General features: G+C 63.3%; 14 protein-coding genes and 1 CRISPR repeat array. Of the genes, 5 read left to right on the top strand and 9 right to left on the bottom strand.

Annotated elements, in window-relative coordinates; genetic code table 11:
• Window positions 1-172 precede the first annotated feature (172 nt).
• The 7 genes from GGQ90_RS27605 to GGQ90_RS27575 form a co-directional block, all read right to left on the bottom strand.
• A protein-coding gene (locus tag GGQ90_RS27605; protein ID WP_188084528.1) for an IS5 family transposase occupies window positions 173-932 on the bottom strand; the annotation gives its coding sequence in 2 pieces (ribosomal slippage) (window positions 173-599 and window positions 598-932; 762 coding nt in all).
• A 159-nt stretch (window positions 933-1,091) separates the two neighbouring features.
• Window positions 1,092-2,183: direct repeats of the CRISPR family, unit length 36 nt; unit sequence GTTGCCGCTGGACCGCGATCTCTGAACAGCTATGAT.
• 72 nt (window positions 2,184-2,255) lie between these two features.
• Entirely contained in the window at window positions 2,256-2,561 is a 306-nt protein-coding gene (cas2, locus tag GGQ90_RS27600) for a CRISPR-associated endonuclease Cas2 (RefSeq protein WP_281391473.1), read from the bottom strand.
• Between the two features lie 29 nt (window positions 2,562-2,590).
• Window positions 2,591-3,502, bottom strand: coding sequence for a type II CRISPR-associated endonuclease Cas1 (cas1, locus tag GGQ90_RS27595; protein WP_188084526.1), 912 nt, complete (start codon window positions 3,500-3,502; stop codon window positions 2,591-2,593).
• A gap of 23 nt (window positions 3,503-3,525) precedes the next feature.
• Window positions 3,526-6,831 (bottom strand): type II CRISPR RNA-guided endonuclease Cas9, encoded by a 3,306-nt coding sequence (gene cas9, locus GGQ90_RS27590; protein WP_188084525.1) that lies wholly within the window; start codon window positions 6,829-6,831, stop codon window positions 3,526-3,528.
• Between the two features lie 476 nt (window positions 6,832-7,307).
• Entirely contained in the window at window positions 7,308-8,708 is a 1,401-nt protein-coding gene (locus tag GGQ90_RS27585) for an SPOR domain-containing protein (RefSeq protein ID WP_188084524.1), read from the bottom strand.
• A 34-nt stretch (window positions 8,709-8,742) separates the two neighbouring features.
• On the bottom strand, window positions 8,743-9,339 hold the full coding sequence (locus GGQ90_RS27580) for a hypothetical protein (RefSeq protein WP_188084523.1): 597 nt from the start codon (window positions 9,337-9,339) through the stop codon (window positions 8,743-8,745).
• Window positions 9,340-9,353: 14 nt separating this feature from the next.
• Window positions 9,354-10,073 carry a ParA family protein gene (locus GGQ90_RS27575; RefSeq protein ID WP_004212248.1) on the bottom strand — a complete coding sequence of 240 codons (720 nt, stop codon included), beginning with the start codon at window positions 10,071-10,073 and terminating at the stop codon, window positions 9,354-9,356.
• A gap of 186 nt (window positions 10,074-10,259) precedes the next feature.
• On the opposite strand from GGQ90_RS27575, the gene GGQ90_RS27570 reads away from it, so the two are divergent.
• Window positions 10,260-11,270, top strand: coding sequence for an SPOR domain-containing protein (locus tag GGQ90_RS27570; RefSeq protein ID WP_188084522.1), 1,011 nt, complete (start codon window positions 10,260-10,262; stop codon window positions 11,268-11,270).
• Here the strand turns inward: GGQ90_RS27570 and gcvA are convergent.
• Window positions 11,267-12,184 carry a transcriptional regulator GcvA gene (gcvA, locus tag GGQ90_RS27565; protein ID WP_188084521.1) on the bottom strand — a complete coding sequence of 306 codons (918 nt, stop codon included), beginning with the start codon at window positions 12,182-12,184 and terminating at the stop codon, window positions 11,267-11,269. The two genes, GGQ90_RS27570 and gcvA, sit on opposite strands and share 4 nt — an antisense overlap.
• 88 nt (window positions 12,185-12,272) lie before the next feature.
• On the opposite strand from gcvA, the gene GGQ90_RS27560 reads away from it, so the two are divergent.
• Both GGQ90_RS27560 and purU read left to right on the top strand, forming a co-directional pair.
• The gene (locus GGQ90_RS27560) at window positions 12,273-13,289 is read left to right on the top strand and encodes a DUF1338 domain-containing protein (RefSeq protein WP_188084520.1); all 1,017 of its coding nucleotides are present in this window, start codon (window positions 12,273-12,275) and stop codon (window positions 13,287-13,289) included.
• A gap of 52 nt (window positions 13,290-13,341) precedes the next feature.
• Window positions 13,342-14,211 (top strand): formyltetrahydrofolate deformylase, encoded by an 870-nt coding sequence (purU, locus tag GGQ90_RS27555; RefSeq protein WP_188084519.1) that lies wholly within the window; start codon window positions 13,342-13,344, stop codon window positions 14,209-14,211.
• 87 nt (window positions 14,212-14,298) lie between these two features.
• Here purU and GGQ90_RS27550 read toward each other — a convergent pair whose 3' ends face one another.
• Window positions 14,299-14,451 (bottom strand): hypothetical protein, encoded by a 153-nt coding sequence (locus GGQ90_RS27550; RefSeq protein WP_188084518.1) that lies wholly within the window; start codon window positions 14,449-14,451, stop codon window positions 14,299-14,301.
• A 316-nt stretch (window positions 14,452-14,767) separates the two neighbouring features.
• Here GGQ90_RS27550 and GGQ90_RS27545 point away from each other — a divergent pair, with 316 nt between their 5' ends.
• Complete coding sequence (locus GGQ90_RS27545) at window positions 14,768-15,052, top strand: hypothetical protein (RefSeq protein ID WP_188084517.1); 285 nt, start codon at window positions 14,768-14,770, stop codon at window positions 15,050-15,052.
• A 134-nt stretch (window positions 15,053-15,186) separates the two neighbouring features.
• Window positions 15,187-15,743, top strand: a 557-nt coding sequence (locus GGQ90_RS27540) for a hypothetical protein (protein ID WP_188084516.1), incomplete at its 3' end; no start/stop codon positions are given.

Below are 15,743 nucleotides of genomic sequence, written 5' to 3'. Positions count from 1 at the left end.
AGCGCAAGGAAGCCCGTCACATCAACGTTCCGCCATCCTGACAGGGGGTCCCTTTTGCGCGCCGATAAGGGGTCCCGTTTGCACGCCGATTGACACCATTGGCCAAGTTTCGCTGACGGACATTCAGCATCATGTCAGCTTAATTCGCGCATAAATGATCTAAGATCAGGACTCATTGATTGATCCAGAAGATGACGGTTGCTGCGATGCAGATGGCGGACATGAATGTGTGGGCGCATCGATCGTAGCGGGTATGGATGCGCCGCCAGTCCTTGAGCCTACCGAACATATTCTCGATCCTGTGGCGCTGGCGATATAACACAGCGTCGTGTGGGATCGGGATCTTCCGGTTCCTCTTTGACGGGATGCAGGCCGCGATGTTGCGTTCGGCGAGCGCCGTGCGAAACCAGTCGGCGTCATAGCCTCGATCGCCGAGCAGGGCTTTGGCGTGAGGCAAAGCGTCGAGCATCAGGGCGGCTCCCTTGTAGTCGCTCATCTGGCCCTCGCTCAGCAGCATGACCAGCGGCCTGCCCTTGCCGTCGCACACGGCATGGAGCTTCGAGTTCAGGCCGCCCTTAGTGCGTCCGATACGTCGGGGAACAACCCCTTTTTAGCAGGCTGGCGGCGGTCCGGTGAGCCTTCAGATGCGTCGCATCGATCATCAACTGGTCGGGTTTGCCACCCTGGGCCGAGAGTGCTGCGAAGATCCTGTTGAACACGCCAAGTCGGCTCCACCGGATGAAGCGGTTGTAGATCGTTTTGGGCGGACCATAGTCAGCGGGCGCATCACGCCACCGCAGGCCGTTCCTGATGACAAAAATGATACCGCTGATGATCCGTCGGTCATCGACCCGTGGGACCCCGTGTGACAGCGGGAAATAGGGCTCGATCCGGCGCATCTGCGCCTCCGACAACCAGATCAGATCACTCATGGCGACGCCTCCTGACGCCGCCATTGAATCAACCAATCACCTGCTCGGCAAGAAATTTAATAGGTCCTGATCCTAGTTCACATTAATCGAATTTGAACTTAGAATACGTAACACGCTTGCCGGCACTGACGCGATCGACGACTGGCCCCCGCCCGTTCCGTTGCTACTGGACCGCGATCTCTGAACAGCTATGATCTCGACAAGGAGAACCTTGCCCGCCGCCTCGTTGCCGCTGGACCGCGATCTCTGAACAGCTATGATTGAGGACGACCTCATTGCCAAGTTCGGGGAGTTGCCGCTGGACCGCGATCTCTGAACAGCTATGATGCCGCAGAACATGCCTGATAGCTGCAACAGGTTGCCGCTGGACCGCGATCTCTGAACAGCTATGATCGATGCCGAGATTGCCAAGAACAAGGCGCAGTTGCCGCTGGACCGCGATCTCTGAACAGCTATGATTTCCATGCCGTCGATCACGATGCGATCGAAGTTGCCGCTGGACCGCGATCTCTGAACAGCTATGATCTGTTCCCCGCTTTACCGCAGCCGGGATGCGTTGCCGCTGGACCGCGATCTCTGAACAGCTATGATCCAAGGAAATGGCGGTCGCGGCTGCCAAGGGTTGCCGCTGGACCGCGATCTCTGAACAGCTATGATAGGGCGATTGAAAATATAGTGGCCGACCGGGTTGCCGCTGGACCGCGATCTCTGAACAGCTATGATGCCACGGTCGGTTCGCGCATGGACAGCGCGGTTGCCGCTGGACCGCGATCTCTGAACAGCTATGATGCCGGCGGAAGAAGATCATGACCTTCTACGGTTGCCGCTGGACCGCGATCTCTGAACAGCTATGATGATCGGGCTGGGCGACCTCGGCGCCGGCCTGTTGCCGCTGGACCGCGATCTCTGAACAGCTATGATAGGCCCGCGCGGTACCGCTCGCCGCAGTTGGTTGCCGCTGGACCGCGATCTCTGAACAGCTATGATCGAGAACGCGGTGTTTTCGTCGAAGACCTAGTTGCCGCTGGACCGCGATCTCTGAACAGCTATGATCGCCGGTATCCATGGGGCCTTGGCGTCGCCGTTGCCGCTGGACCGCGATCTCTGAACAGCTATGATGTCCCGGCCATTCCTGGCGGGAGAGGATCTGTTGCCGCTGGACCGCGATCTCTGAACAGCTATGATATCGTCGCGGTAGTTCTTACCGGTCAACTGGTTGCCGCTGGACCGCGATCTCTGAACAGCTATGATGGATCAACGGTTATTGCATTGAAAGACAAGGCAATAACCGTTGATCCATCGTTGTGAAAATCGCCCGAATCACTAAAATAGCGCGAGCTGATCGGGGTTTTTGCGTTGCCGCCGCCGGCGCTGTCCTGAAAATCGCACGATATTTTCATATTGCCGATCCGTGAAGCTGAGGATGTGGACGTCGCCGCTATCGGGCAAGCTCGACTCGACCCGCCGCATATAGGTTTCGAACTGTTCCTTACCGTTGCAGAAGCGAGCATAGACCGAAAACTGACTCTTCTCAAAGCCTTCGTCCAACAGGAACTCGCGGAATTTGGTGGCGGCGCGGGCCTGTTCTCTGGTCGTTACGGGCAAGTCGAACATTACGAAAATCCACATCAGTCGATATCCGCTCAATTGGCTCGCGCTCATGGTAGCAACGCGTCGAGTCCGGCCAGTTCCAGTGTGGATGGCGGAGAAGGAAGTATGATGTCTCCCGCCTGCCCACTTTCGAAGGCACGCGCCAGGCTTTGCGCGGCCCGGTTCGCCGCGCCCGCCACGGTCGTGCCCGGCAAGTCGAGTGCGATCAATCCGGCAAAGGCGCGCTTGGCTTCGGGCGTTACCGTATCCACACCGCGCGCGAGCAGCCGCACCGCCAACGCATCGACGAGTGGACGAAATGGCTCGATCAGGTCGTCGGCGAGAGCGAAGGCATTGGTCCGGTTGGCATGATGCACTCCGATCGAGGGATGCAGGCCGGCGGCGACCACCGCACGGGCGCATAGCGACCGCAATATCGTATAGCCATAGTTGAGCAGGGCGTTGATATCCTCTGCATCGCGATCGCGCCGGAACCCCTCCCCCATCAAGAGCGGCCAGTAACGTCGTGCAGCCTGTGCTTCGACATTATCGGGGTCGCCCGAACCGACGCGCCGGGCCAGCAAGTCAAACGCCGATGCGGATATGCCATTGGCGTCCAGCACGGCCGCCTGCCAGCGGATCTTGGCGATGATGATCCGGCGCCACAATTGCTTGGACAATGGCTTGCCCGCCTCCCACTGCGCGCGCATCCGGCTGTTCTGGGCATGATGACCCTCCAGCGGCAGGCATACGGCAACCGGCGCATGATTGCTGCCGCACAGCAGCATCACAACCCCGCGCTGTGCCAGGGCGACGATGAGGTTGGTGGACCAGGTGATGCCATGGGCATGGACGATGACGGCGGCGACATCATCGAGCGGGATACGCCCCACTTCGGCCCGATCCTCCGACACGATCAGGAAGCCGCGATAGGCCGAAAGATGGCGGCCATCGGTAGCGATATCGACGATCCGGTCCATCGCTGTTCTGGCCTATCCTCTGCTCACGGCTGCTTGCGTGTCTTGCGGCGGGCAGTGCGGGCCGGGAAATCGGGGTCCAGGACTCGACCAATCTCATCGATCCGAACCTGCCGCGCGCGCCATGCCTTGAGCGTGTTGGGAGAGGGATAGCGATATTTGAACGGATCGTCCTTGTCCGCGTCGCGAACCTTAAGCGATCCGCCTTCATTCGGTGGAGCGACAGCGAATTGTTTCTCGGAAAATTTGACGACCCGGACCAGTTCCCGGCCACCGCCATCGCGTTCGATAGCCAGAACATCGTCGCGATGCAGGCTCATTATCTTGCGAGCGGTCGGATTGGCACTGCGAATGGCCGATTGCCAGCCAGGCTGGTGCGCGTCGAACATGGAGACGACTTCATTCACCCACTTCCCATCCGGCAATTCCCACACATCATAACGATAGTTGGAATCGCCCTTATAGCCTTTGTAGATGCGCCCATTCCGGTCCTTGATCGGGATGACGGTTAGCGGTTCGGTCACGCGCACGCGACGCACGCCACGAAAGGGATGCCATTCCAGATCGGGGAACGCCGCGATCGCCTGTTCGAACGCCTTCCCCTCCCTACCGTCGAGATGGCGGTAAAGCGCAGCTTTCAGATCAACATCGCGAATGCGGTCGAGGTCGGCCAGTTTCTTGAAGCTGGACAGGGGCACGCGGCGCACGACGATGCTGTTGCCCTTGGCATCGGTTTCGCCGGTGAGGCCATAGGCGGTGTCATTATGCAGCCGACCGGCGGTCGCATCCTTGCCCTTTGGCAACCCCGCCTTGGACGCCGTGCCATGATCGGTGCGATGGCTGACGGTGATGCGGTTGACCGTCTCGCGCAACGCATCGCGAAACCCGTCCCAGGGTTCCGGAATGATGATCCGTTCGCGCCCTTCGGCCCCTTCCTGCCCGGATGCCCGCGCAATCGCATTCAGCATGCCCCGATCGACGATCGCCACGACCACGGCGTCGATGGCATGGTGGCGATGGTCGAGCCGGTTCTTGGCCTGATCCGCGCCGCCGCCGAAATTATGATCGGGCAGCAGGTCGTTGAGCCCCAGCTTGCGCCGCACCATTTCGGTCAGACGCCCCGGCGACACCCAGATATGACCACTGCCCTCGCCCTTTTCGGGATAGAGCGTCGCCAGATATTCGCGCGACAGCCGGGCCAGATATTGGGTGTCGACCAGGTGGCGCGCCTGAAAGCCGCCTTCGTCGCTGAACTTGTCCATCGCATCCGGCTCGAAACGCCAGCGCTTGTTGCGGGGCAGTTGCGCCGCGCGCGCCGCAATCTCGTCCCAGCGCGCATTGTGGCCCCATGCTTCATAAGGGGAGCGTTTGCGCTTTTCCCGATTGGCCTCGCGCAGGCAGACGATCTTGTTGCCATTGCTGTCATCCAGCGTTGCGCTGAAGGGCAGGATATGATCGACCTCCACCGCTGCGGAAAAGAGCATGTCGATGGAAATCTGCTGCCCGCTGTAAATGCAGCGCCGATCCAGCACATTGGCGGGATTAAGTTCCTCCCATAGCTTGAGCAGCGCGCGGTTGGCGCCGGTATCGGCCTGGCCGATGGCCAGCAGCTTTTCCGACCGCCGCTGCGCGTTCAACCGGTTCTCGTTATTCTCCCGATTGATGCGCTTCTTGTCGTCGTCGGTCAGCTTCAGTTCGCGTGCCAGTTCGATCGCGATCTCGGCGGGCGGGCCATAGGCGCGGATCAGGCTGTTCACGATCCGACGCAACTGGTTGAGACCGATATGAACGGTTGGATTGGTGAGGCGGCCAACCCGCATTTCCTCCGGATCGGATGGATCTCCGGTCCCCGGCATGATGTGCCGTTCCAGCGCGACGCCATAATAGGGTAGCTGCGGGCGCCCCTTCGCATCCTCGAACACCTCGCCGGTACGCCGGTCGCTATGATGACCAAGACCCGCGTCGGTGACTGCTTCGCTATAGACCAATACGCACCCGTCCTTCTTGCCATCGCGTAGCGCTTCGATCAGTTTGCAGGTCGCCGTCTCGCCGAACCGGCCATAGCCGGGCGGCAGCGGGGCATTGGCGACCGCCCGCGCCTCTTCCGGCGTCAACGCATAGGTTTCGGACAGCCAGGCGCGAAAGGCGGCATCCTCCGCCTCGCTTTCGACATCGTCCAGCCGCGCGAGGACATCCCATTGGGCTTCGACCGACAAATGGACCCAGTGATTGCCGAAGCGCGTCTTGCTCCCCATCACAGCCGCCTCCTCATCCCCTTTCAGGTCGGTGCGGTTCTCGCTCTCCTTGTTGAAGCGGGCGTCAGGATCGAGCTTCAATGCCTTGCGCAGGCTCGCAAAGCTGACCTTGTTCTTGTCCTTGAGCTTGAGGAACAGGATGTCGCGCTCCTCCCGCGTCAATCGCTGCGCGACTTCGCCCGGCCGCACGATCATCAGCGCATTGAGTTCCTCCAGCAGGCGACGACGCTGAAACAGGGGGTGCGCCTTGGGTAGGCGTCGGTCGCCGGGTATCAAGGTACACATGCCGACCTGCGGCGCCTTCAGCGGCCGCTGATAGAAAATGATCTCATGCAATCGGTCATGGACATCATTGGTCAGCACATCGGGATGATGCGGCGCCTGCGCAGCCCAGATGACATCGAACTCCTCCTCCATCAGCGCACGGCCTGGGTAGAAGTCATAGCCGTCGCCCTTGGCATCTTCGCCGCTTTCGGGGCGCGACCGGGTGCGCACGGACTGTCCTTTCAACTGGCGCTCATACAGCCATTTGCCAAAGGTCCAACTGCCCGGCTCCGCGCCGGCTGCCGTTTCATCCTCGGCGATGGCGTCGCGGGTCCGGTCGATGCCGATGGCGATCTTGCCGGCGTCATCATCCGCCTTGCGATCGGCCTTGCGGTTCGATTTGAAGCCGCGCCGCTGGTTGAGGTGAAACAGCGCGCGGCCCAGTTCGGGCAGCGAAAGTGCCTCGTCCAGCGCCCGGGCACGCACGGCATAGGGATCGATCGCCGCCATCGCCTTGCGCGCGGCCTCGTCTGCCGGAAACAGGCCGTCGGCGATCAGATATTTGATCAGTGCCTTTTGCCGCTGCTGAAAGCGATCGCGGCGACGGCGCATGGCGCGCGCATCGCGCCGGTCGACCGCCAGCGATGCGCCGGACTTGGGATCTCGACCGTCGCTGAAGATACGCGACCCCGCGGCCAGGATGGAGAGCGGCTTGCCATTCACCGCCGCGCTCAGTTCGATCGCGGCCCAACCCAGCGAATTGGCGCCCAGGTCGGCGCCCAGTCGCCAGACAGGCTTTTTCTGTTCGGCCATCATTCCTCACCCCATATGGATTTGGCAGTGGGGCAGGCGCAGTCAATTTCGTCAAGATAAAATCGATACCGAAATGAACGAGGTCTCAAAGGAACATCTTGACCTTGGCATCCTTATCCATCACTCTTGCAGTTCAGAGATCGCGGTCTGGCAGTTAACAAGTGTCAGTACGCACCAGATAAGGGCGACGCTCCGGCGTCGCCTTTTTTTTCATTCAATTGCATATTTTGCCAAGTCGCATTCGCTCCAAGCTACAAAGCGCGTCATTTGAACGCACCATATGGTGGATTGCAAATCACAGCGCATTACGGCCAGTTGCAGGGATTTTCGTTGCCAGCCTGCACGTCAGAAGGGGCACTTACATTCGTAACGCCCAGTGCGAACGGCATCTCTGTCATAGGCAAACATGGTTGCGGGCCGGAACCTTTCGGCCCGGCCCACGAAACGACATCGCAACGCCCAAAAGCGCGCGTCGATCAGCGCGATGCGAACTGGCGGCCGCGCGTCGCGGCGACTGCCCAGCGCTGCGGCGTCGCGTTCGGCGCACCTTCACGCACGAAACATTGGCCGCGCTGCGCCTTGATCGCCTGGCAGAGCGTCTGCGCATCACCCCGGTTGCCAAAACCACTGATTGCGAGGCGATGATAGATTTTGCCATTGACCGTCGCCTGGCTCGTCAAAACCGGGAATGCAGCTAGACGGTCGTTTACCCGCGCCATCGACATCCACTTGTCCTTGGCGATCGCTGGCGAGGCGTAGGCGCCAAGCTGGACGACCCAGGCGCTCGCGCCCGCGATCACCGGCTTGATATAGGCGACCTGCTGCATCCGTGCCGCCGGAGTGGCGCCCGGGACCGCCTTGCCCTTGACCGGCTTGGCCTTCGCCGCCAGCCCTTCGACGACGAAGTCGCGCTTGGCAGCAACCCGTACCGGCGCGGGCTTCGGTGCGACCTTGACCACCGGGGCCGGCGTCGAGGCAGGCACGGCAGTTTCGATGATGCGGGTGGTCAGCGCCGGCACGGCCGGGATGGGCTCAGCCGCCGCCATCTCAATCGGCGATCCGGTGGGCAGGTCCAGCACGGGAGCCGGTTCTTCGGTCGATGCCGCCGCCAGCGCCACCGGCGCGGCATCCGGCGAAGCCGGCGCCAGTGCCAGCACGGCCGGCTGCCCCTGATCCGCGCCATTGATGGTCACGCCCATCAGCGCGGCGACGCGCTGCGGCGCCAATGCCGGGTCGGCCATGCCGGCCCATTGGGCGATACGCTGGTTGGCGGCGAGCGGTGCCAAGTCGAGCCCGGCAACCAGCCGTGCATCCTTCCAGCGCCCGGCCAGCGCATAGGCATAGGCCAGATTCTGACGGGTGCGGGCATTGGCCGATGGATCCTGGATCGCGGCGGACAGCATGCGGACACCCTCGGTCGGGTCACCGGCCATGGCCAGCGCCAGGCCATAATCGCCAGCCGGCACATTGTCGGCATTGGCAGCGAGCAGATCGCGCGCGGCATCATTCTTGCCAAGCGCCACCTGAACCAGCGCCAGACTGACGATGGTGCGCGAATCGCGGTTACCCAGCGTCATCGCGTCGGTAAATGCGGCCTCCGCCGACACGAAACGACCATCCAGCACATAGGCGCGGCCCAGCAACTGGCGATATTGGGCATTGTCGGGTGCGGCCTGCACGGCCGCTTCCGCAGCCTGCACGGCCTTTGCGCCGTCGCGATCGGCCAGCGCCTTTTCCGCCGCCTCGGCCGGCTTGCCGGGATTGGCGTGCTTGACCGCCGCCGTGCGCGGATGGAATGCCGCGCCGGTGCAGCCGACCATCGTCGTCGCCACCATCAAGGAGGAAACGGCCGCCTTGCCGAATGCCGTTCGTTTCATGACCTTACCCACCCTATAATCAATGATCGCCGCGTCAGTGCGGCAATTGCTGGGCAAGCCGATCAATCTCGGGCAGCCCTTCGAGAAATGCATCCAGTGCTTCGGTAACAACCTGTTGCGCCGACCGACCGGTTACGGCCGCCGCCAGGCGCAGCTTCAGATGACGGCCGGAGTCCAGCCGCAGCGTGAAGGCGGCCTTGCGGGCGTTGTCGATTGCCATCGCCTTGGGCAGCGCAGCACGAACCGGGGTCGGCTTGGCGCGCGGTGGCCTGGCAGCGATCACCCGTTCGGTCGGCTCCGGCTCGGCTTCCACCGTCTCGGGCACAATGACTTGCGCCACACGGTCGGCCAGTTCCTCGCGCTCCATAACCACTGCAGGAACAGGTGTCGGCGCAATCACCACAGTCATCGGCGTCAGGCCAGTGGCGACGGGCGCGGTCGGCGCGGCAGGCTCGTCATCGTGCATCGGCACGTCGAAACCCATGTCGTTCCAGCCCAGATCGTCGGATACCATGCCGCCATTGGTCGGGCGACCAAAGCCCAGCATCGGGCGGCGCATTGCCGGCGTGGCGGCGCCCTTGCGCGCCAGCAAGCCGGACGTCAGGGAAGCGATCGGTTTGGCTTCAGCCATGATAGTCCCCTCTCTTACTGCACGACGCGGCGGCCGAAGCCACCACCGGCGGGACGCGAAGCGGCGGCGGTGCCGACGCTGTTCTGGGGCACGGAAAACACCGTGCGGCGGAAATTCTTTTCCAGGCGATCCGAAATATAGGACCACAAGCCGGTCACCTCGGCGGCCGACTTGCCCTTGGGATCGACCTCCATCACCGTGCGCCCGTCGATCATCGAGGCCGCGAAATCGGTGCGATGGTGCAGCGTCACCGGCGCCACCGTGCCATGCTGCGAGAGAGCGACAGCAGCTTCGGAGGTGATGCGCGCCTTGGGTGTCGCGGCGTTGACGACGAAGATCAGCGGCTTTCCCGCGCGCTCGCACAGGTCGACCGTGGCACCGACGGCGCGCAGGTCATGTGGGCTCGGCCGGGTCGGCACGACGATCAGTTCGGCGACCGAAATAACACTCTGGATCGCCATGGTGATCGCCGGCGGCGTATCGATGACGGCCAGCTTGAACCCCTGCTGGCGCAGGATTTCAAGATCGGCGGCCAGCCGCGCGACCGTGGTCTGGGCAAAGGCGGGATATTCGGCCTCGCGTTCGTTCCACCAGTCCGCCAGCGAACCCTGGGGATCGATGTCGATCAGCACGACCGGACCGGCCCCGGCCAACTGGGCCTGTACGGCCAGATGACCGGACAGGGTCGTCTTGCCCGATCCGCCTTTTTGCGATGCCAATGCCAATATGCGCACGCGCCTTCCCCCAAGTAAATCTAGTTCCGAAACGATTTGGCATGGCGCCGCCTAAAATTCGGTTAACTGGTCTGGCAACCTTGTTGGGGATCACCTATCCCCGGTTTCACATCATGGACCCGGCAATGCTAAGAAGCCGTTAACCTTGTTTGGCGATAGTGCCGGACGATTATTCCGGTCTGGAGCATGGATATGAAGCGTATCTGGGGAGCCGTTGCATTCGGCACGCTACTGACGGTCGCCTTGCCGGCCCTTGCCGATGTGAAGGCCGGCGTCGACGCCTGGCAGCAGGGCGACTATGCCAAGGCGATCGCCGAATGGCGTCCGCTCGCCAATGCCGGCGATCCCGACGCCCAGTTCAATCTTGGCCAGGCCTATAAGCTGGGCCGTGGCGTTCCGGCCGATCTCAACAACGCGCTCGACTGGTATCGCAAGGCGACGGCGCAGGGGCATGCCCGCGCAGAAGATAATCTGGGCCTGCTGATGTTCCAGCAGGGCGATCGCGCCGGGGCGATGCCCTATCTCCAGCACGCGGCGGCCCGCGGCGAAAGCCGTGCGCAATATATTGTCGGCACTGCCCTGTTCAACGGCGACATGGTCGGCAAGGACTGGGTCCGCGCCTATGCGCTGATGACCCGCGCCTCCGCCTCCGGCCTGCCGCAGGCGACCACCAGCCTGCAACAGATGGACAAATATATCCCCGCCGACCAGCGCAAGCAGGGTCTGGCCCTGGCATCGTCGATGGAAGCGCAGGAAAAGAGCCTGGCCAGCGCCAGCCTGACCCTGCCCGCGACAGCGGCACAACCTCGCCCGGCTTCCCCGGCCCCGACACCAATCAAGGCAGCGCCTGCGCCCGTGACACAGGTCGCCGCCGCCAAGCCACAGCCGACCACGCCCAAGCCGGAACCGGCCAAACTTGCCCCGGCCAAGCCCACTGCCCCCAGAACACCGGCCCCGGCCGCCGGCGGCGACTGGCGCGTGCAGCTCGGCGCGTTTGGCGATGAAGGCCGTGCCCGCGCACTGTGGGGCCAATTGACCCGCAAGGTCAGCGGCCTCTCCAGCTACCAACCCTATCTGGTCAAGGCCGGCACCGTCACCCGCCTCCAGGCCGGACCGATCGCCAGCAGCGCCGACGCTTCGCGCTTATGCAGCAGCATCAAGGCCACCGGCGCGGACTGCATGCCGAAAAAGAACTAAACCCGCGCGGGCGTTTGTCCCTCGCCCGCGCGCGCCAGCATCCAGGCGCGAAAACGCGCCAGTCCCGGATGCCCACCAAGTCCCGTGGGATAGACCAGATAATAGGCCTGCTCGCTCGACAAGGGCCGGTCGAAGGGGATGACCAGGCTGCCCGCGTCCAGCTCCGGCCGGATCAGGAAGCTGGGGATCAGGGCCACGCCCGCCCCGGCGACAACCGCCTGCGCCAGCATCAGGAAATGCTCGAACGCCGGTCCCGGCGGCAACGGCCCCGCCTCGACGCCCGCCGCCGCGAACCAGTGCGCCCAGGCATCGCGCCGCGAACTCTGGCTCAGCAGCGGCTTGCCGAGCAGGTCGGCTGGCGCGCCTAGTGGATTTGCCGCCAGCCAGGCCGGTGCGCAGACCGGCACCATCTGCTCGCGAAACAGATAATCCTGTGCCACGCCGGGCCATTCTTCCGGCAGGCCATAATGGATCGCCGCGTCAAATTCCTCCTGAGCGAAATCGAACGGGTCGGATCGCGCTGCGAAATCCACCACCAGTTCGGGATGCAGCGCGCTCAGCCCCGGCAGGCGCGGCGCCAGCCAGCGCATGCCGAAACTGGGCAGGGTCGCGATCCGCAGCGCCCCCTGCGCCCGCCGCGCCGCCACACGCCGCGTCGCGCGCCGAATTCTATCGAGCGCCGGGCGGATCTCCTCGGCATAGGCTCGCCCCGCCTCGTTCAGTTGCACCCGCCGCCCGACCCGGTCGAACAGGGGCGTCTGCAACCAATCCTCCAACAGCGCGATCTGGCGACTGACCGCACTCTGGGTCAGCCCCACCTCCACCCCGGCGCGCGAGAAGCTGCCATGGGTCGCGGCCGCGTCAAAACTGTTGAGCGCGCTCATCGGCGGCAGCCATTTGCGCGCCCTATCCATTCCCGTTCCGCATCAAGTGATGACAGCTCCCTATTTGCGCGACCCACCCTATCCTGCGATAAAGGCGCTGTCATCGTGGAGCGTTCTTATGTCGTCGCAGAATGAAGGAAACATCGTCGCCCTGGTCAAGTCGGTGCTGGGCGAAGACGCCGGCAAGGCCGCGCTGGACGCGCTCGCGATCGATCCCGCGCTGCTCGCGCAAAGCGGCCCGACCGTCAGCCGCGCCGCCTTTGCCATGGCGATGAACGTCATCCTGTTTCACGACCTGCTCGAACGGGTGCCGAGCGGCGCGGCCTATGTCGCCGACACGCTGGCGCGCGGCGATCGGGTCATGTTCGACCATGGCGCGCTGCGCACCATCCGCTTTGCCGAGGGACCGACCGGCGCCCTGCCCGCCGGCCAGGATGCCTTCACCCGCATCTTCCTGCCGCTGGGCTATCGCTTGGCCGCCCTCTATCCGCTCGATCGCCTCAGGATGACCGGCCGGGCCTATGCCCATGTCGACGCGCCCGAGGCGATCCCGCAATTCTTCCTGTCCGAACTCCATGTCGACCGGTTCGACGCGGAATTTGGCGCGGCCGCGACCCGCATCTTCGGCACCTCGCGCGACCCGCTCGACGCCCCGACCATTGCCCTGCTCGGTCGCTATGCCGCCGGCGAACCGGTCGGCTTCGATGCCGCCGCCGCCGCCCTGCCCGTCATCGTCTCCGCGTTCGACCGCCAGCATGAGCCGCCGGCCTTTGCCGATTATGAACTGCTGCTCTCCCGCTCCAACGAAGCCGCCTGGATCGCGACCGAGGGCAATGCCTTCAACCATGCGACCGACCGCGTGCCTGACGTCGCGGCGCTGGCCGAACGGCTGAAGGCGGAAGACCGGCCGATGAAGCCCAAGCTCGAAATCTCCGCCACCGGCCGCGTGCGTCAGACCGCCTTCCGCGCCGACAGCGTCGAACGCCTGTTCGCCGATCGCAACCTGCGCAACGTGCCCGGCTCCTTCTACGAATTCATTAGCCGCGACATCGACCCGGACACCGGCCGACTGGACCTTGCCTTCGACACCGGCAACGCCACCGGCATCTTCGCCATGACCAGCGCCAAGGCTTGATCGCAGCCTCGGCTTGGGGCAACGCCTCGGCAGAATTGCTGGGAGCCGCAGAGTGAACGAAAAGACCATCCCGTCCTGGATATTGACCCTGGTCTGCGCCGACCGCGTCGGCATCGTTGCAGCGGTCAGCCAGTTCCTCGCCGAACGGGGCGGCTTCATCACTGACAGCCAGCAATATGCCGATCGCGAGGCCGGCCTCTTCTTCATGCGCGTCGCGTTCGAGGCGACCGACACCGGCATGCGCTTCGACACCGCCGGCCTGCGCGACGAATTTGCCGACATCGGCACCCGCTTCGCTATGGACTGGCGCCTCACTGAAGCGGCCGAACGCCCGCGCATGCTGATCGCCGTATCGAAGGGGTCACACTGCCTCGCCGACCTGCTCCACCGCTGGCAGACCGGCACGCTGGCGGTCGACATCATGGGAGTGGTGTCCAACCACCCCGACATGCGCCGCATCACCGAATGGCACGGCATCCCCTATCATGAACTGCCGCCCAATGGCGACAAGGCCGCGCAGGAGGCCGCTCTGCTCGACCTGTTCGATCGCAGCCGGTCGGAATATCTGATCCTCGCCCGCTACATGCAGGTGCTTTCGGAAAATCTGGTCGATCGACTGGCGGGTCGCTGCGTCAATATCCATCACAGCTTCCTGCCCGGCTTCAAGGGCGCCCGCCCCTATCATCGCGCGCATGAGCGCGGTGTAAAACTGATCGGCGCGACCGCCCATTTCGTCACCGCCGACCTCGACGAAGGCCCGATCATCGAGCAGGCGGTCGAGCGCGTCGACCATCGCGCCACCGCCGACGACATGATCCGCATCGGCCGCGATATCGAGGCCCAGGTGCTGGCCCGCGCCGTCGACTGGCTCGCCGACCGCCGCGTGCTGCGCAATGGCGGCAAGACGGTGGTGTTCCGGTAGGAAGGCCGAGCGGCCCAACATCCGTTCGGTTCGAGCCTGTCGAGAACCCTATACGCCCCTTCTGGACAAGCGCGAAGCGAACGGGTGTTAAAGCCCCAGCCGCGCCCAGAAATCGCCCGGTGCCAGCACAGTCTCAGCGCCGCGAATAGGTTCGACGCGCGACCAACTGCTGTGGGGGATATGGATTTGCGAGGCCTTGACCTGCCGCCGCTGGCGGACACGAACTTGCTTATGGGTCATCGTCTTCTCCTTGTGCGGGAGGAACACGAAACCGGGCGTTGTCGCTTGGGTACCGTGCGCTTTAGCCGTTGGTGACGCGGAGCAAGTTGACATCCTTCAAAAGCCGCGGAGCGAAACGCTCGAAACCCTATCTACCTGTGAAGTAGAGAAAGGCAAAATAGCTTATCTTGGGACGCGACCATCCGAGCTTCATCACCACGGCCAATCGCGGCATCGATGCCACCAGAGTTGATCCATTTCAGATGCAATTAAAGTGGTCATTAATTGCCATTCGTGCATGTTACGACTTCGAAACAATGATGTTGTGGAGGCAGGCATGGCTGTTCTGTTGCGCGTAGACCCCAGCGAGGATGTCCTGGCGTGGGCGATCTTCATCGACCGCCGCCCGATCACGAACTTCAATCGAGACTTCGAATCGCTGGTCACTCTGGGAAAGGGCGAGCATCGACTGGTGATCGATGCCGACGGCAGCGGAGCGACGGTGACCGTCAGCATCGATGGTGCCACATTGGTGCAGCCCGCCGGCGCGACCTGGCCGTTGAAGCTGGAGGTGCCCAATAACCGCACCGGCAAGCATCTTGTCGCCGAGTTCCTGGTATGAGGCGCAGCGGCCACCTCCTGCTTGCCCTGTCGCTAATGGGTGTTCCCGCGACCGCCGCCGCGCAAGAATGGCTGCCTTCCTGCCCATCCCTTCAGAACGGGCAGAACATAACGGCGGCTGCCAAGAAACAAGCCATGGAGCTGGAACCGTCGCGGGACCAGATGGCGGCACCCACCGCCCGGACCGCGTCGCTACTCCAGGGTCTGAGTGGCGAAATGGAAGTCAATAATGGCGAGGCACGGACCAGTCTCAGCTATGGCGGCAAGCTGCTGCCACGCATTTGCCCATCGGACGCCGATGGCGCCGTCCGCTTCCGACAGACCAGCTATGCCCTGACATTGTCCGTCCCCCTGGCCAACGATACCGACCTCATCGACCCGCAATTGCTCGACGGGCTGTCGGACGGACCGTCCCTGTCTTTCAGCCTGTCCCGTTACAGCGCGACCAAGCGCGATGCGCCGACGGGCTTCCAAAGCCGCGCCTGGCAGTTCGGCGGCGAGGTCTCGATCGGAACGAAACAATTTCATTATCGCGATCCGCTCAGCTTGGCGAAGCATAGCAACTGGAAGCCGCAACTGGGCATTGGCGGTTTTCTCGGTCGCGTCCGTCAATGTGGTGTAAAATCGGGTGTGGCCACTGGGCTGCATTTTCAGGCGGCCTTGGGTGTAATCTGTAGCGGCTGTGCCTCCTC

Source organism: Sphingobium scionense, assembly GCF_014197035.1.
Lineage (GTDB): Bacteria > Pseudomonadota > Alphaproteobacteria > Sphingomonadales > Sphingomonadaceae > Sphingobium > Sphingobium scionense.
The sequence above is the reverse complement of the archived record's forward strand: the minus strand, read 5'-3'. Positions and strand labels throughout refer to the sequence as shown.

Excerpts from the sequence above, each read along its gene's own strand:
- cas2 (WP_281391473.1), bottom strand. The coding sequence starts at position 2,561 with ATGTGGATTTTCGTAATGTTCGACTTGCCCGTAACGACCAGAGAACAG.
- cas1 (WP_188084526.1), bottom strand. The coding sequence starts at position 3,502 with ATGGACCGGATCGTCGATATCGCTACCGATGGCCGCCATCTTTCGGCC.
- cas9 (WP_188084525.1), bottom strand. The coding sequence starts at position 6,831 with ATGGCCGAACAGAAAAAGCCTGTCTGGCGACTGGGCGCCGACCTGGGC.
- GGQ90_RS27585 (WP_188084524.1), bottom strand. The coding sequence starts at position 8,708 with ATGAAACGAACGGCATTCGGCAAGGCGGCCGTTTCCTCCTTGATGGTG.
- GGQ90_RS27580 (WP_188084523.1), bottom strand. The coding sequence starts at position 9,339 with ATGGCTGAAGCCAAACCGATCGCTTCCCTGACGTCCGGCTTGCTGGCG.
- GGQ90_RS27570 (WP_188084522.1), top strand. The coding sequence starts at position 10,260 with ATGGATATGAAGCGTATCTGGGGAGCCGTTGCATTCGGCACGCTACTG.
- gcvA (WP_188084521.1), bottom strand. The coding sequence starts at position 12,184 with ATGGATAGGGCGCGCAAATGGCTGCCGCCGATGAGCGCGCTCAACAGT.
- GGQ90_RS27560 (WP_188084520.1), top strand. The coding sequence starts at position 12,273 with ATGTCGTCGCAGAATGAAGGAAACATCGTCGCCCTGGTCAAGTCGGTG.
- GGQ90_RS27550 (WP_188084518.1), bottom strand. The coding sequence starts at position 14,451 with ATGACCCATAAGCAAGTTCGTGTCCGCCAGCGGCGGCAGGTCAAGGCC.
- GGQ90_RS27545 (WP_188084517.1), top strand. The coding sequence starts at position 14,768 with ATGGCTGTTCTGTTGCGCGTAGACCCCAGCGAGGATGTCCTGGCGTGG.